A 21,860-nucleotide genomic window follows, 5' to 3' on the forward strand; every position below is an offset into this window, starting at 1 on the left:
CCAGCACCCCAGAAACGGAAGAATGACCTTAAAACAACGTGAATTTCACGTGAAAGCCCCGGTGGCACTATAATATTCGCTCGCTTTGTACCGTTCTGCAGCCCAACCGGACTTTTCTACTCTATGCAATACGTGTCTACCCGCGCCGCTTCGTCGGCCGCCGCTTCGCCTTCCCAACCATCTTCCGCGCAGTTTTCCGATATTCTGCTGGGCGGCCTTGCCGCTGACGGTGGCTTGTTCCTGCCAGCTTCCTACCCTCAGGTGACTGGCGCCGAGCTGGATGCCTGGCGCAAGCTGTCCTATGCTGAACTGGCGTTTGAAATCCTGAAGAAGTTTGCGACCGATATTCCGGAAGCCGACTTGCGCGCGCTGACCGCCAAGACCTACACCGCAGAAGTCTATAAAAACGCCCGCAAGGAAGAAAGCGCTGCCGACATTACGCCGCTGCGCGTGCTGGAAGAAGGCGAGAATGGCACCAGACTGGTGCTGCAGGCGCTGTCGAATGGTCCGACCCTGGCCTTCAAGGACATGGCCATGCAACTGCTGGGTAACCTGTTTGAATACGCACTGGCCAAACAAAACGCTGAGCTGAACATCTTCGGCGCCACCTCGGGCGACACCGGCAGCGCGGCGGAATACGCGATGCGCGGCAAGCAGGGTATCCGCGTCTTCATGCTGTCGCCGCACAAGAAAATGAGCGCCTTCCAGACCGCGCAGATGTTCAGCCTTCAGGACCCGAACATCTTCAACATCGCGATTGAAGGCGTGTTCGATGATGCGCAGGATATGGTGAAGGCCGTGTCGAATGACCTGGAATTCAAGGCCCGGCACAAGATCGGCACCGTCAATTCGATCAACTGGGCGCGCGTTGTGGCGCAGGTGGTGTACTACTTCCGCGGCTATCTGGCAGCGACCACCTCGAACGACCAGAAAGTGTCGTTCACGGTCCCATCGGGTAACTTCGGCAATATCTGCGCCGGCCATATCGCCCGGATGATGGGTCTGCCGATCGACAAACTGGTCGCCGCCACCAACGAAAACGACGTGCTGGATGAGTTCTTCCGCAGCGGCGTGTACCGCGTGCGCAAGTCGGCTGAGACCTACCACACCAGCAGCCCGTCGATGGATATTTCGAAAGCGTCGAACTTCGAGCGCTTCGTCTATGAGCTGGTGGGCCGCGACAGCGACCGCACCCGCGCGCTGTTCCAGAAGGTAGACACCCACGGCGGCTTCGACCTGTCGGGCAAACCGGGCAGCGATGGCGACGAATTCAAACTCGTGGCTAACTACGGCTTCAAGTCCGGCAAGTCCACGCACCAGGACCGCGTCGATACCATCCGCGATGTGGCCGACGATTACGGCATCGTGATCGATACGCATACCGCCGACGGCATCAAGGTCGCCAAGGAGCATCTGGAACCTGGCGTCACCATGATCGTGCTGGAAACCGCGCTGGCGGCCAAGTTCAACGAAACCATCCTGGAAGCGCTGGGTGAAGATGCCGAGCGTCCGGACGGCTTCGAAAATATCGAAGACCTGCCGCAGAAGTTTGTCGTCATGAAGCCGGATGTCGCCGCCATGAAGGCCTACATCGCTTCCAACACGGGCCTGTAATGAGCGAGCCGCGCAAACCGATGCTGTCCCTCAGCGATGCGCTGTCGCTGATGCTGGACGCCGTGCGCCCTGTGGCGGAGTCGGAGACCATCCCGACGCTGCAGGCCAATGGCCGCGTGCTGGCGGTGGCGCAGGTATCGGGCATGAACGTGCCCGGCGCGGACAATACGCAGATGGACGGCTATGCGGTGCGCGCAGCCGATTGCGTCAGCGGCAGCGCGGCGCTCAAGGTGTCGCAGCGTATTCCGGCGGGCCACGTTGGCCAGCCTTTGCAACCAGGGACGGCGGCGCGCATCTTCACTGGCGCCATGATTCCGGAAGGTGCGGACGCTGTTGTCATGCAGGAGCAGTGCGAGCTGGCTGGCGATGTGGTCACCGTCAGGCATACGCCGCAATCCGGTGAGTGGATACGCCGCGCGGGCGAGGACATCGCCACCGGCAGCGTGGTGCTGAAAGCTGGTGCGCGTTTGCGCAGCCAGGAACTGGGCCTCGCCGCATCGATAGGCCTGGCAGAGCTGCCGGTCAAACGCAAGCTGCGTGTGGCAGTGTTCTTTACCGGTGACGAGCTGACCATGCCGGGCGAACCACTGGCGCCGGGCGCGATCTACAACTCCAACCGCTTCACGTTGCGCGCGCTGCTGGAAAACCTGGGTTGCGAGATCACTGATTTTGGCATCGTGCCGGATTCGCTGGAGGCGACACGTTCGGTGCTGCGCCAGTCCGCGCAGGGTCACGACCTGATTATCACCTCGGGTGGAGTGTCGGTCGGCGAAGAAGACCATATCAAGCCTGCCGTAGAAGCCGAGGGCAAGCTGAATATGTGGCAGATCGCCGTCAAGCCTGGCAAACCGCTCGCGTTCGGCGAAGTGCAGCAGGCCTTCTTTGTCGGCCTGCCTGGCAATCCGGTATCGAGCTTCGTCACCTTCATGCTGTTCGTGCGGCCGTTTGTGCTGCGCCTGCAGGGCGTGGAAGGCGCGGTGGCGCCGCGTGCTTTCAACATGCGCGCCGATTTTGACTGGCCCAAGGCCGACAAGCGCAACGAATTTCTGCGTGCCCGTATCAACGACAATGGTGGCGTAGAACTGTTCCGCAACCAGAGTTCCGGTGTGCTGACATCCACGGTGTGGGGCGACGGCGTGATCGATAATCCGCCTGGCCAGGCAATCGCTGCCGGCGACACCGTACGATTTATACCGTTTAATGAGTTACTGTATTGATGGTTATTACCGTTAAATTTTTTGCCAGCGTGCGTGAGGCGCTTGGCGCATCGTCCGAGTCGCTGGCCTTGCCGGATGGCGTGAACACGGTGGGCGCCTTGCGCGACCACCTGGCTGCGCGTGGCGAGAACTGGCAGCAGGCGCTGTCGCACCCGGCGCTGCGCATGGCGTGCAACCAGGTGATGTGCAGCGCCGATACCGCGCTTGCCGATGGCGCCGAAGTGGCGTTTTTCCCGCCGGTGACGGGCGGTTAGGAAGGCTTGTCGTTTTTACTGGCGGCGGCGAAGTTATCGCACATGCCGCAAGCCACGGCGTTGCGGTAGCGGCGCCAGGCAAAGTAAGTGAAAATGCCGGCGGCGATCAGCGCCCATGCGCCGGCACTCAGGTAGTCTTCCCTGGCGGTTGAGCCCTTGATCCATTCGACGGCGGCCAGTATCGCAAACAGCGGCACGGCCGCTTGCAGGTAGCGTTTAATCCAGAATACCGCACCCATGTTGTCTCCCTTGTTTTACGTATTGGACCGAATCACATGCAGTCTAGTTTGACACCTTTTCGCGTCGCCGTCATTGGCGGCGGCCCCGCCGGCCTGATGGCCGCGCAAACGCTGGCGCAGGGCGGGGTGCGGGTGGATGTCTACGACGCCATGCCTTCGGTCGGCCGCAAGTTTCTGCTGGCCGGCCGCAGCGGCATGAACATCACGCATGCGGAGCCATATGCTGATTTCGTAACGCGTTACGGCAAAAGCGCGCAGCCGTTGCAACCGATGCTGGACGCATTTGATCCACAGGCGGTGCGCGGCTGGGTGCATGGCCTGGGACTGGAGACTTTCGTCGGCACCTCTGGCCGCGTCTTCCCGACCGATATGAAAGCCGCACCTTTGTTGCGGGCGTGGGTGCACCAGTTGCGCGAAAGCGGTGTGCAGTTCCACATGCGCCACCGCTGGCAGGGCTGGCGTGATGATGCGCTGGTCTTCAGCGCGCCGGACGACAACGGCCATCCGGCCGAACAGCTGGTGTCCGCCGACGCGGTAATCCTTGCGCTGGGCGGTGCGAGCTGGGCGCGTCTGGGATCGGATGGCGCCTGGATGCCGGTGTTGGCTGCGCGTGGCGTGGAGGTGGCGCCGCTGGCGCCTGCCAATTGCGGTTTCGATGTCGCATGGAGCGAGCATTTCAGCAGCCGCCACGCGGGCGAACCGCTGATGACCGTGGCCGTGATCGCGCGTGATGCGCAAGGCCAGGAGATACGCAAGCAAGGGCAGTTCGTGGTCACGCAGGGCGGCATCGAGGGTAGCCTGATTTACGCCTTGTCCGCCGCGCTGCGCGACCAGATCGCCGCGGAAGGCACCACCACCATCTGGCTGGACCTGCTGCCGGACCTGTCGCCACAGCGCGTGGCCGACGAAATCGCGCGGCCGCGCGGCTCGCGTTCCATGAGCAGCCATCTGCAAAGCCGTCTCGGCATCAAGGGCGTGAAAGCGGGGCTGCTGCGCGAGTGTCTGAGCAAGGACGAATACGCGGACGAGTCACTGCTGGCGCAGGCCATCAAGCGCCTGCCGGTGCGGCTGCTGCGCCCGCGTCCTATCGATGAAGCGATCAGCAGCGCCGGCGGCGTGTGCTGGTCAGCGCTGGAGGGCACCATGCTGAAGGCCGTGCCGGGCGCGTTTGTGGCGGGCGAGATGATCGACTGGGAAGCGCCCACCGGCGGCTATCTGCTGACAGCCTGCTTTGCCGGCGGCGTGGCGGCCGCGCGCGATGCGCTGGCCTGGCTTACTCCCAGGTGACTTCGCCGGAGCCGGTGCGGCTCACGTTGCGCTGATCCGGATTGCCCAGCACGCGGATGTCGCCGCTGCCGCGCAAGGTCAGATCCGCTGACTGCTTGGCGAACACGTGGCTGGTGCCCGAGCCTTTCAGATTGACCGTGACCTTGTCCGCCGCCAGATGGCGCGCATTGAGGTCGCCGGAACCGGTCAGCTCCGCGTTGAGGTTCTTGCAGCTGCCGGACGCGCTGATCTGGCCCGAGCCCACCATTTCCAGCTCCACGTTCTCGCTGCTGCCCGCATTCAGATTCAGGTTGCCGCTGCCACGTGCGCCCGCAGTCAACTCGCGATAGCGGCCGTTGAAGTTCACATTGCCCGAGCCGTGCAGCTGCAGTTCCAGGCGCTCGCCGTTAAAGCCGCTGACCTTGGTGTCGCCGCTGCTGTTGACCACCAGTTCTTCCAGCGAGGGCAGGATCAGCTCCACTTGCAGGCGATGGCGTGGATTGAGCAGCATGCCCTTGGTGCCGATGTGCAGATCGCGGCCATCCTGGATGGTTTCAATATTCGACAGCGAGCGCTGCTCGCCGCGCACCTTGAGCGACGCGGTCTGGCCCTGAGTCAGGATCAGGTCAATGGGGCCGCTCAGTTCCACGGCGGTGGCCATGGCCTCGATCTTGCGGCTTTCGCTGCCCAGCGAGCGGCCGGCAACGCTGGTCGGGCTGCTGCTGCCGTAGGCTTTCAGCATGCTGTAGGTTATGCCGATCAGCACAAACGCCAGCAGCAGCAGGCCCGCTCCGATTTTTAATAATGCGCGCATCATTGTTCCTTAACGTCCGCGCAGCAGCGAGACATTCATCGCCGCATAACGCCGCAGGCCGATCATGGTGTAACGGGTCAGCACGATGCTGATGAGGGTCAGGCCGATCCCGCCCAGGACCAGTCCCATGCCAATCAGCGACTGCGTGGTGCGGGCGCCGCTGTCAAAATCGGTGGTGATATGGACATCGCCGGCCGCCACGGATTCGGCGCGGTTCAGCATGCGGCCGCTGCGGCTCAGGCCTTCCTCGTCCGCCGGCGGGCTTTCGTTGTCGTCCTTGTTGACCTGCACGCCCATATTGTTGATGGAGACGCGCCAGCCCTGGGCTTCTTCCTCTTCGGCGCGGGTGTCGAAATGGCTGTTGGTGAATTCCATGATGTGGCGCAGCGGGCCTTCCAGCGCCAGTTCGTTCTGGCCCGACAGGCCGCTGGCGGTCAGCGCCACGCCGCCGATATAGAAGCCGAACGCGGAAATGTAGATGGCGCCCAGCAGGCTGGCGTAGACCATGGCCGGGATGACCATGAACAGGTTGAAAATCGCCAGGCCGATGAAGGAGATCATCATGCGCGCCAGGTTGACCGGGGTCTTTTTCTGCTCGAAAGCGTTCAGGTGGGCGCTGGCGCGCAGCGTCATGGCGATCTTGCGCGGCTCGTCGAGTTCCTGATAGACCTCGGCCTCGCTCCGGCCAGCCACCAGGCCGTCGATAAAGCGTTGCTCGTAGTAGGCCAGCGTCTTGGCCACCGTTTCCGGCGGCAGACCCTGCATGGCTTGCTTGAGCGCGTCGAGGTATTCCTGCTTGGTCATGATATCAATTCCCCAATGTTTCTCTTAGTGAAAGGACGACGGCAGGGGCAGGCCATTCGTCGTGTTGTGCGCCATGGCCATCGTGCCGTCCGCCGTCCGTGCCGGATGCACGATGACTGCGGTGCTGGCGGCCACAAAGGCGAGCAGCGCGAGGGTTTTCAGGCTCAGGGCGAGTTTCATTTAGGTTCCAATATAGGGGTTTGCCGATGATTCCACTGTACGCAAGCGTCCGTTCTGGTGCCACAGGCATGTGACAGGCTGCACAAAATGCGGAACAGGCGACAAAAACGGGCTACTGGACGGTGCTCCTCTTTAACAGGTTGGCGGCGGCGATACCGCTGCGCACGGCCGATTCCAGGGTGGCCGGATAGTCGCCGGCCGTGTAGTCGCCGGCCAGCACCAGACCGGGCAGGCCGGTGGCGTTGGCGGGCCGGACCAGGCCGGGCGAACTGGCATACGTAGCGCGTTTTTCGGTAATCACCTTGAACCATGCGGGCCGCCCCAGTTCCGGACGCTGGAAATCCACCGCCAGCTGCACCGCCACCGCCTCGGCCAGCAGCTCTTGCGGCTGGGCTGCGGCCGGGCCGGAGGCGCTGATGACGACGGCCAGCAGGCCGGCCTGGCTGGCGTCGAGCTGGCCGCGGTCGAACACGAACTGGCCGTAATGATGGTTGTCCGGATCGTCCTGCAGGGCGTAGAACGGCAGGTCCAGCCTGGTCGTGCTGTCGTACTGGAGGTAGACGGTGGTGATGGCTTCCGCCTCAAACGCGGTGAGCTGGTGGCACAGGGTGCTGGTGTCGCAGTCCGGCAAATCGTGCAGCAGCGCGGCGGCCTGGCTGGCGCCGGTGGCGATCACGACGCCGCCAAAGTAGGTGCTCCAGGTGCCGCCCACCGCCGCGCCACTGATATCGAGCTGCCACAAGCGGCTTTCGATATTGCGGATCGCCTGGACCTTGGCTCCGCTGCGCACTGAACCGCCGTGCCGGCCGATGTAGGCGGCGGCCGCTTCCGGAAACAGCGCGCTGAGGTCGGCGCGTGGCAGCAGCATGTCGGAGGCGCGGCGTTTGGCGCCCAGGCTGTCGCGCAGCACGTTGAGAAAGACGCGCGCGGAGGCGCGCTCGGGCGGCGTGTTGAGCGCGGCCAGGCACAGCGGACGCCACATCAGCTTGATCAGGCGCGGCGTCTGGTCGAAGCGTTCCAGCAGTGCGCTGACGCTGCAATCGGTGTCGAGCTGCCAGCCCATCCAGCGGGCGCTGGTGGAAAAGCGCGCCAGGCTCAGTTTGTCTTCGCGTTGCAAACCCTGGGCGCGCAACAGCGCGATGGCCAGGTGCAGCGGCGCCGGCAGCGGCAGCGCGGGCGCGATGAAATCCATGCCGCCGGTGTTGGGCGGGTAGCGCATCTGCAGCGGCAGCGTCAGCAAGGCCTGGCTGGTATCGACGCCAGTCAGCTGCATCAGGCGCAGCGATTCGCTGTAGGCGCCCAGCAGGATGTGCTGGCCGTTGTCGAGCTGCTTGCGGTCGGTTTCGATGCGGCGCGCGCGGCCACCCAAGGTGCGGGCCGCTTCCAGCAGCGTCACCTTGTAGCCGGCACGGGCCAGTTCCACCGCCGCCGCGCAGCCGGCCCAGCCGGCGCCAATCACGGCGATGGCGCGCGAAGCGAGCGCCGGTTCCGCCTGGCCGCGCTTGTCTGCCGGCGTGCCGGCAATCGGCTGGTCAACCACGGATGTAGGTCTTCCAGGCCAGCCAGAGTTTGCGGATTGGCGTCAGCGAGATGCGGTGTTCCAGCACGTGGTAGCCGTCGGCTTCCACTTCGGTCAGCAGCGTGCGGTAGATGGCGGCCATCATCAGGCCCGGACGCTGGGCGCGCCGGTCTTCCTTCGGCAGCAGGGCGAAGGCTTCGTCGTAAGCCTGTTGCGCGCGGGCGATCTGGAAGGCCATCAGCTTCTCGAATTTGTCGCTGTGTTTGGCGTTGAGGATTTCGGCGGCGGTGACGTTGAACTGCTGCAGTTCATTGATCGGCAGGTAGATGCGGCCTTTGCGCGCATCTTCGCCGACGTCGCGGATGATGTTGGTGAGCTGGAAGGCGAGGCCGAGCTTTTCCGCAAATTGCAGGGTCTGCGGATTGGTCACCCCAAAGATGCTGGCCGACAGAATGCCCACCACGCTGGCTACGTGCCAGCAGTATTTGCCCAGCGCCGCGTAGTCGAGGTAGCGGGTCTGGTTCAGGTCCATCTCCATGCCGTCGATGATGGCTTGCAGGTGTTCTTCTTTCAGGTTGTACGGCTGCAGGTGCGGCTGCAGCGCCAGCGTGACCGGATGGCTCTGCTGGCCGGCGTACATGCTGCTGATTTCCTTGCGCCACCAGGCCAGCTTGATGCGGGCAATCGATTCATCGGTGCATTCATCGACGGTGTCGTCCACTTCACGGCAAAATGCGTACAAGGCGGTAATTGCGCGGCGACGCTCCGGCGGCAGGAACAGAAAGCTGTAGTAAAAACTGGAGCCGCTTTGGGCGGTCTTTTGCTGGCAGTAGTCGTCGGGGGACATGAATAAAAAGCAATGATGGGCTGGTCGAAGCCGCTATTTTATAGGATAGCGTTATAGTGTCGGTCCATTATTTGTTAAGGAATGGGCATGTTTAGTATTCGTGAAATAGATCACCTGGTGCTGCGTGTGGTTGAACTGCAGCGGATGTTGGATTTCTACTGCGGCGTGCTGGGCTGTCCAGTCGAGCGCAAGCAGGAGGAAATCGGCCTGATCCAGCTGCGCGCAGGCAGTTCGCTCATCGACCTGATCCCCGTGGATGGCAAGCTGGGCCGCATGGGCGGCGCCGCGCCTGGGGTTGAGGGGCGCAATATGGACCACTTCTGCCTGCGGGTGGAGCCGTTTGACGCGGACGCCATCTTTGCGCATCTGATGCAGCACGGCGTCCAGGCAGGCGCGATTGAGTCCCGTTATGGCGCGGAAGGCGAGGGGCCGTCGATTTATATTACCGACCCAGAAGGCAACATTGTTGAGCTGAAAGGCCCTCCGGCTGCAAAATGAGGCGATTTGCGGATACAATATGTTACTGTTTGTAAGGAGCATATTTGTATGAGATCGCCGACTGTTGCAGCCTTGATCCTGATTCCGGCGCTCGCTGGATGTGAGGGCACGTCTGCAGAGGGAGCGACACCGATGAAGTCTGCCACCTATTACACCCAGCACTTGCAGGAGGCGCACGACGTGGCCGGCCGCTGCAAGCTGCTGGACGTGCAAAAACAGCGTACGCTGAGCGTCGGCGACTATCAGGAGTGGCAAATTTCCAACGAAGGCGTAAATTGCCAGACCGCGCTGTCGGTGTCGGAAGCGGCATCGTTGCGCGAGTTCGTGCTCAAGCAGTCCAGGCCGGCCGTGCCGGCAGCGGCACCGAAGGCGCCGCCACCCTCATCGTCCGTGAACAGCCTGCCGGAACGCCATCCTGCCAAGCTGGCGTCGGCCCGGTCCGTCGCTCCCGCCTGACCGCCCGCCGCGTGGCGTCGAGCCGGGTCAAGCCGTGCGGAGCACCGCTTTCATCTGCTTTTTCATCCGCACGGCGGACCAGAAAATCCCCAGCCAGTCGCGTTTGCTCAATTTGGGGCGGTGCAGGAACACGTCGTATTCCGCCGCTTCAATCGCATCCAGAATCCGCAGGCCGCCTTGCACCACCAGGCGCAGTTCAAAGCCGATGCGGCCGGGCAGGCGCAGGGCCAACGGTGCGCCGCTCAACATGAGCTTGCGGGCGCGGTCCACCTCGAAGCGCATCAGCGAACGCCAGCGCGGCCGGGCGCTGGCGTGATCCAGCGCAGCAGGCGAGACCGCATAACGGTTCAAGTCCTCGAGCGGCAGGTAAATCCGTTCCTTGTGCAGGTCAATCGCCACGTCTTGCAGGAAGTTGATGAGTTGTAGCGCGGTGCAGATGGCGTCCGAGTCGCGCACATTCTGTTCGTCCGCCGCGCCGTACAGGTGCAGCATCATGAACCCCACCGGGTTGGCCGAGCGCGCGCAATAGTCCAGCAGCGCGTCATACGTGGCGTAGCGCGACACCAGCACGTCCTGCTTGAATGCCGACAGCAACTCATACAGCGGTTTGAGCGGCATCTCATAGTCCCGCACCACCTGCGCCAGCCGTTCAAACAGCGGCGGATGGTCGCTGGCGCCTTGCTCGATGCGCGCCAGCGCTGTCTCGTAGGCGCTTAACGCCGCCAGGCGCTCTTCCGGCGTGGCGTCGCCTTCATCGGCCAGATCGTCGGCGCTGCGGGCGAAAGCGTAAATGGCTTCCACCGCTGGACGCAGGCGTTTGGGCAGCAAAATTGAGGCGACAGGGAAGTTTTCGTAGTGATCGACCGGCATAGAAAAGAGAAGAGCGGCGGGTGCCGGGTGGTTTCCAGCGTGTAATGGTAGTGCCATCTTGAAATCAGGGCAAGTTTTTGGGCCTTATTTTGGTGCTTAATGACGCAGAAGTCATTTGCAAAGATGATTGTTGAGCATATAATTAATAAATAACCCTTCAGTCATTAATCAAAGGAAGCTGCCGTGTCCACTACGAAAAAAGTGCGCCCAACTCCCGCCATGCTGGTTGCCGCCTCGGCGCTGGTACTGCTTGGCGCTTGTTCCAAACAGGTCGAAAAAACCGAAGATGTGCGCCCGGTCCGGACCATGTCGCTGGTCAGTAGCGATGTGGACGTGAATGCCGAATTTTCCGGCGAGGTGAGGGCGCGCGTGGAATCGCGTCTGGGCTTTCGCGTCGGCGGCAAGATCGTCAGCCGCAAGGTCGACGTCGGCACGCTGGTCAAACAAGGCCAGGTGCTGATGCAGCTGGATCCGCTGGACTTGCAGCTGTCGCAGGCGCAGGCGCTGGCCAATCTGCGCGCGGCGGAAACCAACCGCGATCTGGCCAAGGCCGAACTGGCGCGCTATCAGGAGCTGCGCAGCAAGAGCTTCGTGAGCCAGGCAGTGCTGGACTCCAAGGAGTCGACCTACAAGGCGGCCCAGGCCAGTGTTGACGCTGCGCAGGCCGGCTACCGCGGCCAGTCCAACCAGGCGGGCTATGCTTCGCTGCTGTCGGATGTGGACGGCGTGGTGACCTCGGTCGATGCGGAAGTGGGCCAGGTGGTGTCGCCGGGAACGCCGGTGGTGCGCGTGGCCAAGGCGGGCGAGAAGGAAATCGTCATCGGCATTCCGGAAGACAAGGTCGATACGCTGCGCCGTGTGCTGGACGTGCAGGTGCGCCTGTGGGCTGACCCTAAAAATACCGTGGCGGGCAAGATCCGTGAAATTTCGCCAATAGCCGATCCTTCCACCCGGACTTACACTGTCAAAGTCTCGATACCGGATTCGCTGGCGGAAGCCAAGCTGGGCATGACTGCAGTGGTGCAGTTCGCCTCGAAGACGCCAGTGCCGCAAATCAAGGTGCCGTTGACCGCGCTGTTCTACGAAAAGTCCGCAACCTCGGTGTGGGTGGTGGAAAGCGGCGCCGTCAAGCTGATTCCCGTGCAGATCGGTGGCGTGGCCGGCAATGAGATTGTGCTGGCGGGCGGTGTCAAGCCGGGGCAGACCGTGGTCACGGCAGGCGTCAACCTGCTGAAGCCGGGACAGAAGGTGAAAATCCTGGGCAATGACGTGCCGGTCGCGCCCAAGGTGGCAGAGGCCGCCAAATGAAGGAAGGATTCAACCTCTCACGCTGGGCGCTGGAACACATCCCGCTGACCCGCTATCTGATTGCCGTGCTGCTGATCGGCGGCATGCTCAGTTATTCCAACCTGGGGCAGGACGAAGATCCGCCATTCACCTTCCGTGCGATGGTGGTGCGGGCCAACTGGCCGGGCGCGACCTCGCTGCAAATGGCCGAGCAGGTCACGGACAAGCTGGAGAAAAAGCTGCAGGAAACGCCCGGCATCGATGAGATTTCGAGCTATTCCAAGCCGGGCGAAACCACCATCATCCTGAAACTGCGCGAATCGACGCCGCCGAAAAGCGTCTCCGACGCCTGGTACCAGGTGCGCAAGAAGATCGGAGATATCCGCGGCACGCTGCCATCCGGCGTGCAGGGGCCGTTCTTCAATGACGAGTTTGGCGATACCTATGGCTCCATCTTCGCGCTGTCCGGCGACGGCTTTACCTATGCCGAGATGAAGGACTATGCCGATTTCGTGCGTCAGCAATTGCTGGGCGTGCCGCTGGTGTCCAAGGTCGAGCTGTTTGGCGTGCAGGACGAGAAAATCAATATCGAGTTCTCGCACAAGAAGTTTGCGCAGCTCGGGATTCCGTTTGAAGCCATCGTGAACCAGATCGCCACGCAAAACACGGTGGAGGCCACCGGCGTGATGGTGACGCCCACCGACAACCTGCAAGTGCGCGTGACTGGCGCGCTCAAGACCGTCAAGGATCTGGAAGAGCTGGAACTGCGCGCCAATGGCACCACATTCCGCCTGGGCGACTTTGCCACCATCAAGCGCGAATATCAGGACCCGCCGGGCAACAAGATGCGCTTCAACGGCAAGGAAGTGATTGGTCTGGGCGTATCGATGGAGAAGGGCGGCAACATCATCCAGCTTGGCAAGCACATGGAAAAGACCGTGCGCGAACTCAAGGTCAAGCTGCCCGTTGGTATCGAGCTGGAGCGTGTGTCGGACCAGCCGGAAGCGGTGAAAGCGTCAGTTGGCGAGTTTGTGCATACGCTCATCGAGGCGGTGCTGATCGTGCTGGCGGTCAGCTTTGTGGCGCTGGGCTTGCACAGCAAACCCCGGCTGCGTCTTGACGTCTGGCCGGGCCTGGTGGTGGCGCTGAGTATTCCGCTGGTGCTGTCGGTGACCTTCCTGTTCATGCGGATGCTGGATGTCGACCTGCACAAAATTTCGCTGGGCGCGCTGATTATCGCGCTGGGCCTGCTGGTGGACGATGCCATCATCGCGGTGGAGATGATGGTGCGCAAAATGGAAGAGGGCATGTCGCGCTTTGACGCGGCCACCTTCGCCTACAAGTCCACCGCGATTCCCATGCTGACCGGAACGCTGATTACCGTCACCGGCTTCCTGCCGATCGGCATGGCCAAGTCGGCGGCGGGCGAATACACCTTCTCGCTGTTCTCGGTGAACGCATTGGCGCTGGTGATTTCGTGGGTGGTGGCCGTGACCTTCACGCCTTACCTGGGCTATGTGCTGCTCAAGGTCAAGCCGCATACCGATGGCGGCGGAGAGCATGATTTGTTTGACACGCCTGGCTACCGCAAGTTCCGTGCGCTGGTGAACTGGTGTGTCGAGTTCCGCAAGACCACCATCGTCGCCACGCTGCTGATTTTTGCGCTGGGCGTGTATGGCTTCAAGTTCATCGAGAAGCAGTTCTTCCCGGACTCCAGCCGGCCTGAACTCATGGTCGAGATGTGGACGCCGGAAGGCACGACGTTTGCCGCCAACGAAGCGCAGGTGAAGAAGTTTGAAGCCTTCATCCGCAAGCAGGAAGGCGTGGTCAGCGTGACCAGCTATGTGGGCACCGGTTCGCCGCGTTTCTACCTGCCGCTGGACCAGATTTTCCCGCAGACCAACGTGTCGCAGATCGTGGTGTTGCCGAAGGATCTGCAGGCGCGCGCCGCGCTGCGCGAGAAGATCGTCGATCTCTTCAAGCATGACTTCCCGGAAGTGCGCGGCCGCGTGAAGCTGCTGCCGAATGGTCCGCCCGTGCCTTATCCGGTGCAGTTCCGTGTGACGGGGACCGAAGTGGACAAGGTGCGTGCGATTGCCGACCAGGTCAAGGACCTGATGCGGGCCAATCCCAACACCATCGGCGTCAACGACAACTGGAATGAGTCGATCAAGGTGCTGCGCCTCGACCTCGATCAGGACAAGATGCGCGCGCTGGGCGTGACGTCGCAAACTGTGATGCGTGCCGCCAACACCATCCTGTCCGGTACCACGATAGGCCAGTTCCGCGAAGGCATCAAGCTGATCGATATCCAGATCCGCCAGCCGCTTGAAGAGCGCAACACCATTGCCGTGCTCAACGATACGAACATCCCGACCGCCAGCGGCAAGTCGGTGCCGATCAGCCAGCTGGCGCGCGCCCACTTTGTGTGGGAGCCAGGCGTGGTGTGGCGCGAAGGGCGTGACTGGGCCATTACCGTGCAGTCGGACGTGGCCGACAATATTCAAGGCCCCACCGTCTCCGGCCAGATTGCGCCGCAGCTGAAAGCGCTGCGTGACGCGCTGCCGGCTGGCTACGCGATTACCGAGAAGGGCGCGGCGTCGGATAGCGGGGCGGCGGAAGCATCGATTGCGGCCAATCTGCCGCTGGCGATCTTCATCATCTTCACGCTGCTGATGCTGCAGTTGCATAGCTTCTCGCGTTCGCTGCTGGTGTTCCTGACCGGTCCGCTGGGTGTGGCGGGCGCGGCAATGGCATTGCTGCTGCTGGGACGGCCGCTGGGCTTTGTGGCCAACCTGGGCATCATTGCGCTGTTCGGCATGATTATCCGTAACTCGGTGATCCTGGTGGACCAGATCGAGCAGGACATCAAGGCTGGCCACGATGCGTGGACCGCGATTGTCGAATCAGCGGTGCGCCGTTGCCGGCCCATTATCCTGACGGCTGCCGCGGCGGCGCTGGCCATGATTCCGTTGTCGCGCTCGGTATTCTGGGGGCCGATGGCGGTGGCGATTATGGGCGGCCTGATCCTGGCAACGGCGCTGACTTTATTGTTCCTGCCCGCCTTGTATGCAGCGTGGTTCAGAGTGAAAAAGCCCAATTAATCAGCAAAATCGGCCTATTTTCAGTGGAATGTTGGCGACATATTAAAAAACCTCTTCATTTCGCTGAAAAACCCGTTAGAATATCGCGTTGAAGTTGAAAGCTCCTGCGTATAAAGCAGGAAGAGGGCGACCCTTTTTCACTTACAGGTCGCCCTTTGCTTTTGTGCAAACAAGCCGCGAGGATGGCGAAATTGGTAGACGCACCAGGTTTAGGTCCTGACGCCAGCAATGGTGTGGGGGTTCGAGTCCCCCTCCTCGCACCAACTGTATTTTTTATTTTTTGGACGATTTTTACATGGCAACTGCAGTCGAAACCTTGGGCAAACTCGAACGTCGTATCACGATCTCCTTCCCGCTGACCGAAGTCCGCGCTGAAGTTGAGAAGCGCCTGAAAGTGCAAGCCAAAACGGCTAAGGCACCAGGCTTCCGTCCGGGCAAAGTTCCTCTGAAAATGGTCGCAGCACAGTACGGTTACCAGATCGAAACCGAAGTGCTGAATGATAAAGTTGGCCGCGCTTTCAACGACGCCGCAAACGAAGCGCAACTGCGTGTTGCTGGCTTCCCGAACATTGAGCCGAAGTCGGACTCGCCAGCTGGCGTGCTGACCTTCGACGCTACCTTCGAAATCTACCCGGAAGTCGCCATCGGTGACCTGACCAAGGTAGAGATCGAAACCGTCAAAGCCGACGTCAGCGATGCTGAGATCGACAAGACCATCGAAATCCTGCGCAAACAGCGCGTGCACTTCCACACCAAAGGCGAAGCTGGCGAACACGGCGACGGCGGCGAAGCCATCGCTGCCAATGGCGACCGCGTGACCGTGGACTTCGTCGGCTCGATCGACGGCGTTGAATTCCCAGGCGGTAAAGCTGAAGGCTACCCATTCGTCCTGGGCGAAGGCCGCATGCTGCCAGAATTCGAAGCTGCGACCGTCGGCCTGAAAGTGGGCGAGTCGAAGACCTTCCCACTGGCATTCCCAGAGGACTACCATGGTAAAGACGTGGCCGGCAAAACCGCCTCGTTCACCATCACCCTGCAAAAACTGGAATGGGCGCACCTGCCGGAAGTGGACGCCGAGTTCGCTAAATCGCTGGGCGTGGCCGATGGCGACGTCGCTAAAATGCGCGAAGACATCAAAGTCAACCTGGAACGTGAAGTCGCTGGCCGCGTGAAAGCACGCAACAAAGAAGCCGTGATGGAAACCCTGGTCAAGACCGCTACCCTGGACGTGCCAAAATCGCTGATCGCTCAGGACACCGAGCGTCTGGCTGAAATGACCCGTCAAGATATGGCGCAGCGCGGCATGAACGTCAAGGACGTGCCATTCCCACCAGAACTGTTCGCAGAAAAAGCCGAGCGCCGCGTACGCCTGGGCCTGATCCTGTCGCAACTGGTCGGTGAGAACAACCTGCAAGCCCAGCCAGAACAAGTCAAAGCCCAGATCGAAGACTTCGCACAAAGCTACGAAGATCCACGTGAAGTGCTGAAGTACTACTACAGCGACCGTCGTCGTCTGGCAGAAGTCGAAGCCCTTGTATTGGAAGAAAACGTCGTCAACTACGTCCTGGGCCTGTCGAAGACTTCGTCCAAGGCAATCGCCTTTGACGAACTGATGGGAAGCAACGCACAAGCGTAATTCAGTTTGGGCCGGATGATGTAATATAAACATTCCGGCCCCCAAAGCTGCTTCACAAGGAAATAGAATGACTGGTATGAACCGTAATCCGGCACTGGACACCGAAATGCTCGGCCTGGTACCGATGGTGGTGGAACAAAGCGGTCGCGGCGAGCGCTCTTACGACATCTACTCGCGCCTGCTGAAGGAACGTATTATCTTCATGGTCGGTCCGGTCAACGACCAGATGGCCAACCTGGTCGTCGCGCAGCTGCTGTTCCTGGAAAGCGAAAATCCAGACAAGGACATCTCGCTGTACATCAACTCTCCTGGCGGTTCGGTTTCGGCCGGTCTGGCCATCTTCGATACGATGCAGTTCATCAAGCCTGACGTCTCGACGCTGTGCACGGGTATTGCCGCCTCGATGGGCGCATTCCTGCTGGCGGCCGGCGCCAAAGGCAAGCGCTTCTCGCTGCCGAACTCGCGCATCATGATTCACCAGCCGTCGGGCGGCTCGCAAGGCATGGCGTCGGATATCGAAATCCAGGCCAAGGAAATCCTGTACCTGCGCCACCGTCTGAATTCGATCATGGCCGAGCGTAGCGGCCAAAGCGTCGAACAGATCGCCAAAGACACCGATCGTGACCGTTTCATGTCGGCGGAAGAGGCGGTAGAGTACGGTCTGATCGACAAAATGTTGACCAACCGGGCTTGATGCATCCATTGCAGCATTGCTAGAAAAAACGCTCGGGCGATTAATCGTTCGGGCGTTTCGTTTTTATTTCGGGTAGCATGTGCATGTAGGCCGGGTTTCCCGCCCGCATCGCAGCGTACTTGCATCCTGTAACCAAAGAAAACTGCCCCATGTCAGACAAAAAATCCTCCAGCGGCGAAAAACTTCTGTACTGCTCGTTCTGTGGCAAAAGCCAGCACGAGGTGAAGAAACTCATCGCCGGCCCATCGGTCTTCATCTGCGATGAGTGCATCGATTTGTGCAATGACATCATCCGCGATGAAACCTCGGCCATCGAGTCGGTCACTGGCGCCAAGTCGGACTTGCCAACGCCGCATGAAATCAAGGACTTGCTGGACCAATACGTGATTGGCCAGCAGACGGCCAAGCGCATCCTGTCGGTGGCGGTGTACAACCACTACAAGCGCCTGAAACACCTGGGCAAGAAAGACGACGTCGAACTGGCTAAGTCCAACATCCTGCTGGTCGGTCCTACCGGCTCCGGCAAGACCCTGCTGGCCCAGACCCTGGCGCGCATGCTGAACGTGCCGTTCGTGATCGCCGACGCCACCACGCTGACCGAAGCCGGCTACGTGGGCGAGGACGTCGAGAACATCATCCAGAAGCTGTTGCAAAGCTGCAACTACGACGTGGACAAGGCGCAACGCGGCATCGTCTACATCGACGAGATCGACAAGATCTCGCGCAAGTCGGACAACCCGTCGATTACCCGTGACGTTTCGGGCGAGGGCGTGCAGCAGGCGCTGCTGAAACTGATCGAAGGCACCATGGCGTCGGTCCCGCCACAAGGCGGCCGCAAGCATCCTAACCAGGACTTCGTGCAGATCGACACCACCAACATCATGTTCATTTGCGGCGGTGCGTTTGACGGCCTGGCCAAGGTGATCGAGAACCGTTCGGAGAAATCCGGCATTGGTTTCGGCGCTTCGGTGAAGAGCAAGTCCGAGCGCGCAGTCAGCGATGTGCTGCAGGAAGCCGAACCGGAAGATCTGATCAAGTTCGGCCTGATCCCTGAGCTGGTGGGCCGTCTGCCGGTAGTGGCCACGCTGGCCGAGCTGACCGAAGAGGCGCTGATCCAGATTCTGGTCGAGCCGAAAAACGCGCTGATCAAGCAATATTCCAAGCTGCTGGAAATGGAAGGCGCTGAACTGGAGATCCGTCCTGCTGCATTGCACGCGATCGCCAAAAAAGCGCTGGCGCGTAAAACCGGCGCCCGTGGCCTGCGTTCGATCCTGGAACACGCGCTGCTCGATACCATGTACGAGCTGCCAAATGAAACCAATGTCACCAAAGTGGTTATTGATGAAAATACCATTACCAGTGGCGCTAAACCTTTGCTGATTTATCAGGAACAGGCAAAAGCGTCTGGTGAGAATTAAATAACTTGTGCACACTTCGCTCTGACGGATGCAAAATTCATTTCGCATCCCAAGGGCAAGGCGGTACAATCAAAACCAATAAAAGAATCAGGCTTCATTCGGAAAGCCACACGTGACACCCTGTCACGCGTGGCTTTTTTATTTGATTCTTTTAGAGTGCGACTGGCTTCTTTGAAAAACATTCTTTTATATAAGGAATTATTTCTTGTAGTTTGGTCTTGTGATTCGGCAAAACAGCGCCAATATCATAATCACGCTTTCACATAAGGTACGCCATGACAACTTCCAAATTAACTGAGCAAACTCAGCTGCCGTTATTGCCACTGCGGGACGTCGTCGTATTTCCGCATATGGTGATACCGCTGTTCGTAGGGCGCCCAAAATCGATCAAGGCGCTGGAAGCCGCTATGGAGCAGGGCAAGAGCATCATGCTTGCCGCGCAAAAAGCCGCTGCCAAGGACGAACCTTCTGCTTCCGATATCTATGAAATTGGCTGCGTGGCCAATATTCTGCAAATGCTGAAACTGCCGGACGGTACCGTGAAGGTGCTGGTTGAAGGCGCTCAGCGTGCACGCATCAACAAAATTACCGATGCGCCGACGCACTTCGTGGCCGATCTGACGCCGCTCGATTCCGAGCTGGGCGACGATTCGGAAATCGAGGCGATGCGCCGCGCCATCGTGCAGCAGTTCGACCAGTACGTTAAGCTCAACAAGAAAATCCCGCCGGAGATCCTGGCATCGCTGTCGGGCATCGATGACGCCGGCCGTCTGGCTGACACCGTCGCTGCGCACCTGCCGCTCAAGCTGGAGCAGAAACAGGTGATCCTGGAGATCTTCAGTGTTGCCAAGCGCCTGGAGCACCTGCTGGGCCAGCTCGAAGGCGAACTGGACATCCTGCAAGTCGAGAAGCGCATCCGTGGCCGCGTCAAGCGCCAGATGGAAAAGTCGCAGCGCGAGTACTACCTGAACGAGCAGGTCAAAGCCATCCAGAAGGAACTGGGCGAGGGCGAAGACGGCGCCGATCTGGACGAGCTGGAGAAGAAGGTCGCACTGGCCAAGATGCCGAAAGAGGCACTGGACAAGGCTACTGCCGAGCTGAAAAAACTCAAGCTGATGTCGCCAATGTCGGCCGAAGCCACCGTGGTACGCAACTACATCGACACGCTGGTCAGTCTGCCATGGAAGAAAAAATCCAAGGTCAACAACGACCTGTCCAACGCTGAAAAAGTGCTGGAAGGCGACCACTACGGCCTGGAAAAAGTCAAAGAACGCATTCTGGAATACCTCGCAGTGCAACAGCGCGTGGACAAGCTGAAAGCGCCGATCCTGTGCTTCGTCGGTCCGCCAGGCGTGGGTAAAACCTCGCTGGGCCAGTCGATCGCACGCGCCACCAACCGCAAGTTCGTGCGCATGGCGCTGGGCGGTGTGCGTGACGAGGCAGAGATCCGTGGCCACCGCCGTACCTACATCGGTTCGATGCCAGGCAAGGTGCTGCAGTCGCTGGCCAAGGTCGGCGTGCGCAATCCGCTGTTCCTGCTGGATGAGATCGACAAGATGGGCGCGGACTTCCGCGGCGATCCATCGTCGGCGCTGCTCGAGGTGCTGGATCCGGAACAGAACCACACGTTCTCGGACCACTACATCGAGGTCGATTTCGACCTGTCGGATGTGATGTTTGTAGCGACCTCGAACTCGTTCAATATTCCGCCGGCACTGCTGGACCGTATGGAAGTCATCCGTCTGTCGGGTTACACCGAAGATGAGAAGACCAGCATCGCCCAGCGCTACCTGCTGCCGAAACAGATCAAGAACAATGGTCTGAAGGAAGACGAGATTGCTGTCAGCGAAGCGACCATCCGCGACATCGTGCGCTACTACACGCGTGAAGCTGGCGTGCGTTCGCTGGAACGTGAAGTGTCGAAGATCTGCCGCAAGGTGGTCAAGATGCTGCTGCTGAAGAAGTCGGAGAAGAAGGTTACGGTCACGCCGAAAAACCTGGACAAGTTCCTGGGCGTGCGCCGCTACGACTTCGGCGTGGCCGAGAAGGAAAACCAGATCGGCCAGGTGGTGGGTCTGGCATGGACCGAGGTGGGCGGCGATCTGCTGACCATCGAGGCGGTGTCGATGCCAGGCAAGGGCGGGGTGATCCGTACCGGTACGCTGGGCGACGTGATGAAGGAATCGATCGAAGCTGCCCGCACCGTGGTGCGCAGCCGCGCCAACCGCCTCGGCATCAAGAACGAGGTCTTTGAGAAGAGCGACATTCACATCCACGTGCCGGAAGGTGCGACGCCGAAAGATGGTCCATCTGCCGGCGCTGCAATGACGGTGGCCATGGTGTCGGTGTTCACCGGCATCCCGGTCCGCGCCGATGTGGCGATGACGGGTGAGATCACGCTGCGCGGCGAAGTGCTGCCGATCGGCGGCCTCAAGGAAAAACTGCTGGCAGCGCAGCGCGGTGGCATTAAAACCGTGCTGATCCCTGAGCAGAACGTCAAGGATCTGGCCGATATTCCGGACAACGTCAAAAACAAACTGGAAATTATCCCGGTGCGTTGGATCGACAAAGTGCTGGAAATCGCGCTGGAGCGCCAGCCGGAAGCGCTGGTGGAAACCGCACCAGTGGAGGCTGTGGCGGCTGCCGCGACCAAACCTGACGGCCAGGGTGACGTGGTAAAACACTAACTGTTTAGCTGTAATATCAAGAAAACAGGCGCTTTTATAGCGCCTGTTTTTTTATTTTTACTTATTTTTCTATTGTGCAGCCTTGACACGATAGTGGGCTGGCTTGTTTAATACGGCCTGAATTTTTTGCGTTCCAGTTATTTTAACGGGAACAGATATAACCTTAGTCACGGGGAATTGCTTTGAATAAGACTGAATTGATTGACCATATCGCCACCACCGCTGATATCTCGAAAGCGGCTGCTGCACGCGCACTGGACGCAGTAATCGACGGCGTGACCACCAGCCTGCAAAACAACGACAGCGTGACCCTGGTCGGCTTTGGCACCTTCTCGGTCAGCGAGCGTGCAGCCCGTACCGGCCGCAACCCACGCACCAAAGAAGAGATCGTTATCGAGGCAGCTAAAGTTCCTAAATTTAAAGCTGGTAAAGCTTTGAAAGATGCTGTAAACTAAC

General features: G+C 60.3%; 20 protein-coding genes and 1 tRNA gene. 14 read left to right on the plus strand and 7 right to left on the minus strand.

Translation table 11 applies throughout. The annotated features are described in order from the left end of the window. The first annotated feature begins 123 nt into the window (after positions 1-123). From thrC to moaD, 3 genes are read left to right on the plus strand one after another with little or no spacing between them, the layout of a single operon-like run. Positions 124-1,614 (plus strand): threonine synthase, encoded by a 1,491-nt coding sequence (thrC, locus tag BUA36_RS04325; RefSeq protein ID WP_072781685.1) that lies wholly within the window; start codon positions 124-126, stop codon positions 1,612-1,614. Next, positions 1,614-2,831, plus strand: a complete 1,218-nt coding sequence (locus BUA36_RS04330; protein WP_072781687.1) for a molybdopterin molybdotransferase MoeA — start codon at positions 1,614-1,616, stop codon at positions 2,829-2,831. Before thrC ends, BUA36_RS04330 begins: the two co-directional genes overlap by 1 nt. Continuing rightward, positions 2,831-3,085 carry a molybdopterin converting factor subunit 1 gene (gene moaD / locus BUA36_RS04335; protein WP_072781688.1) on the plus strand — a complete coding sequence of 85 codons (255 nt, stop codon included), beginning with the start codon at positions 2,831-2,833 and terminating at the stop codon, positions 3,083-3,085. Before BUA36_RS04330 ends, moaD begins: the two co-directional genes overlap by 1 nt. Here the strand turns inward: moaD and BUA36_RS04340 are convergent. Then, the gene (locus BUA36_RS04340) at positions 3,082-3,324 is read right to left on the minus strand and encodes a hypothetical protein (protein WP_072781690.1); all 243 of its coding nucleotides are present in this window, start codon (positions 3,322-3,324) and stop codon (positions 3,082-3,084) included. The two genes, moaD and BUA36_RS04340, sit on opposite strands and share 4 nt — an antisense overlap. A 36-nt stretch (positions 3,325-3,360) precedes the next feature. Between BUA36_RS04340 and BUA36_RS04345 the strand changes: the two genes are divergently transcribed. After that, entirely contained in the window at positions 3,361-4,611 is a 1,251-nt protein-coding gene (locus BUA36_RS04345) for a TIGR03862 family flavoprotein (protein ID WP_072781692.1), read from the plus strand. Here BUA36_RS04345 and BUA36_RS04350 read toward each other — a convergent pair. The 5 genes from BUA36_RS04350 to hpnD form a co-directional block, all read right to left on the minus strand. Continuing rightward, complete coding sequence (locus BUA36_RS04350; protein WP_072781694.1) at positions 4,598-5,404, minus strand: head GIN domain-containing protein; 807 nt, start codon at positions 5,402-5,404, stop codon at positions 4,598-4,600. The two genes, BUA36_RS04345 and BUA36_RS04350, sit on opposite strands and share 14 nt — an antisense overlap. 9 nt (positions 5,405-5,413) lie before the next feature. Further along, complete coding sequence (locus BUA36_RS04355) at positions 5,414-6,208, minus strand: DUF1700 domain-containing protein (RefSeq protein WP_072781695.1); 795 nt, start codon at positions 6,206-6,208, stop codon at positions 5,414-5,416. A gap of 24 nt (positions 6,209-6,232) precedes the next feature. Next, positions 6,233-6,388, minus strand: coding sequence for a hypothetical protein (locus BUA36_RS30640; RefSeq protein ID WP_161077121.1), 156 nt, complete (start codon positions 6,386-6,388; stop codon positions 6,233-6,235). 112 nt (positions 6,389-6,500) lie between these two features. Beyond that, positions 6,501-7,928 (minus strand): hydroxysqualene dehydroxylase HpnE, encoded by a 1,428-nt coding sequence (gene hpnE / locus BUA36_RS04360; RefSeq protein ID WP_371851415.1) that lies wholly within the window; start codon positions 7,926-7,928, stop codon positions 6,501-6,503. Continuing rightward, positions 7,921-8,754 (minus strand): presqualene diphosphate synthase HpnD, encoded by an 834-nt coding sequence (gene hpnD / locus BUA36_RS04365; protein WP_072781697.1) that lies wholly within the window; start codon positions 8,752-8,754, stop codon positions 7,921-7,923. Before hpnD ends, hpnE begins: the two co-directional genes overlap by 8 nt. Before the next feature lie 87 nt (positions 8,755-8,841). On the opposite strand from hpnD, the gene BUA36_RS04370 reads away from it, so the two are divergent. Together BUA36_RS04370 and BUA36_RS04375 are read left to right on the plus strand one after the other, a co-directional pair. Next, a complete protein-coding gene (locus tag BUA36_RS04370) occupies positions 8,842-9,252 on the plus strand; it encodes a VOC family protein (protein WP_072781699.1) in 411 nt (136 codons plus the stop codon). 132 nt (positions 9,253-9,384) lie between these two features. Continuing rightward, positions 9,385-9,708 carry a hypothetical protein gene (locus BUA36_RS04375; protein ID WP_072781700.1) on the plus strand — a complete coding sequence of 108 codons (324 nt, stop codon included), beginning with the start codon at positions 9,385-9,387 and terminating at the stop codon, positions 9,706-9,708. Positions 9,709-9,735: 27 nt separating this feature from the next. On the opposite strand, the gene hpnC is transcribed toward BUA36_RS04375, so the two are convergent. Continuing rightward, the gene (gene hpnC, locus BUA36_RS04380; protein ID WP_072781702.1) at positions 9,736-10,578 is read right to left on the minus strand and encodes a squalene synthase HpnC; all 843 of its coding nucleotides are present in this window, start codon (positions 10,576-10,578) and stop codon (positions 9,736-9,738) included. Positions 10,579-10,761: 183 nt separating this feature from the next. Here hpnC and BUA36_RS04385 point away from each other — a divergent pair, with 183 nt between their 5' ends. The 8 genes from BUA36_RS04385 to hbs all read left to right on the plus strand — a co-directional run bounded on the left by BUA36_RS04385 (position 10,762) and on the right by hbs (position 21,859). Beyond that, positions 10,762-11,886 carry an efflux RND transporter periplasmic adaptor subunit gene (locus BUA36_RS04385; RefSeq protein ID WP_307188223.1) on the plus strand — a complete coding sequence of 375 codons (1,125 nt, stop codon included), beginning with the start codon at positions 10,762-10,764 and terminating at the stop codon, positions 11,884-11,886. After that, a complete protein-coding gene (locus BUA36_RS04390) occupies positions 11,883-14,969 on the plus strand; it encodes an efflux RND transporter permease subunit (RefSeq protein WP_072781705.1) in 3,087 nt (1,028 codons plus the stop codon). Before BUA36_RS04385 ends, BUA36_RS04390 begins: the two co-directional genes overlap by 4 nt. Before the next feature lie 176 nt (positions 14,970-15,145). After that, a tRNA-Leu gene (locus BUA36_RS04395) sits at positions 15,146-15,232 on the plus strand. 32 nt (positions 15,233-15,264) lie between these two features. Next, the gene (tig, locus tag BUA36_RS04400; protein ID WP_072781707.1) at positions 15,265-16,605 is read left to right on the plus strand and encodes a trigger factor; all 1,341 of its coding nucleotides are present in this window, start codon (positions 15,265-15,267) and stop codon (positions 16,603-16,605) included. 76 nt (positions 16,606-16,681) lie between these two features. After that, positions 16,682-17,299 carry an ATP-dependent Clp endopeptidase proteolytic subunit ClpP gene (clpP, locus tag BUA36_RS04405; protein ID WP_371851423.1) on the plus strand — a complete coding sequence of 206 codons (618 nt, stop codon included), beginning with the start codon at positions 16,682-16,684 and terminating at the stop codon, positions 17,297-17,299. A gap of 149 nt (positions 17,300-17,448) precedes the next feature. Continuing rightward, complete coding sequence (gene clpX / locus BUA36_RS04410) at positions 17,449-18,717, plus strand: ATP-dependent Clp protease ATP-binding subunit ClpX (protein ID WP_072781710.1); 1,269 nt, start codon at positions 17,449-17,451, stop codon at positions 18,715-18,717. Positions 18,718-18,992: 275 nt separating this feature from the next. Further along, positions 18,993-21,404, plus strand: coding sequence for an endopeptidase La (gene lon / locus BUA36_RS04415; protein WP_072781712.1), 2,412 nt, complete (start codon positions 18,993-18,995; stop codon positions 21,402-21,404). Between the two features lie 182 nt (positions 21,405-21,586). Further along, the gene (gene hbs, locus BUA36_RS04420) at positions 21,587-21,859 is read left to right on the plus strand and encodes a non-specific DNA-binding protein Hbs (protein WP_072781714.1); all 273 of its coding nucleotides are present in this window, start codon (positions 21,587-21,589) and stop codon (positions 21,857-21,859) included. Position 21,860: the final 1 nt, after the last annotated feature.

Source organism: Duganella sacchari (assembly GCF_900143065.1).
Lineage (GTDB): Bacteria > Pseudomonadota > Gammaproteobacteria > Burkholderiales > Burkholderiaceae_D > Rugamonas > Rugamonas sacchari.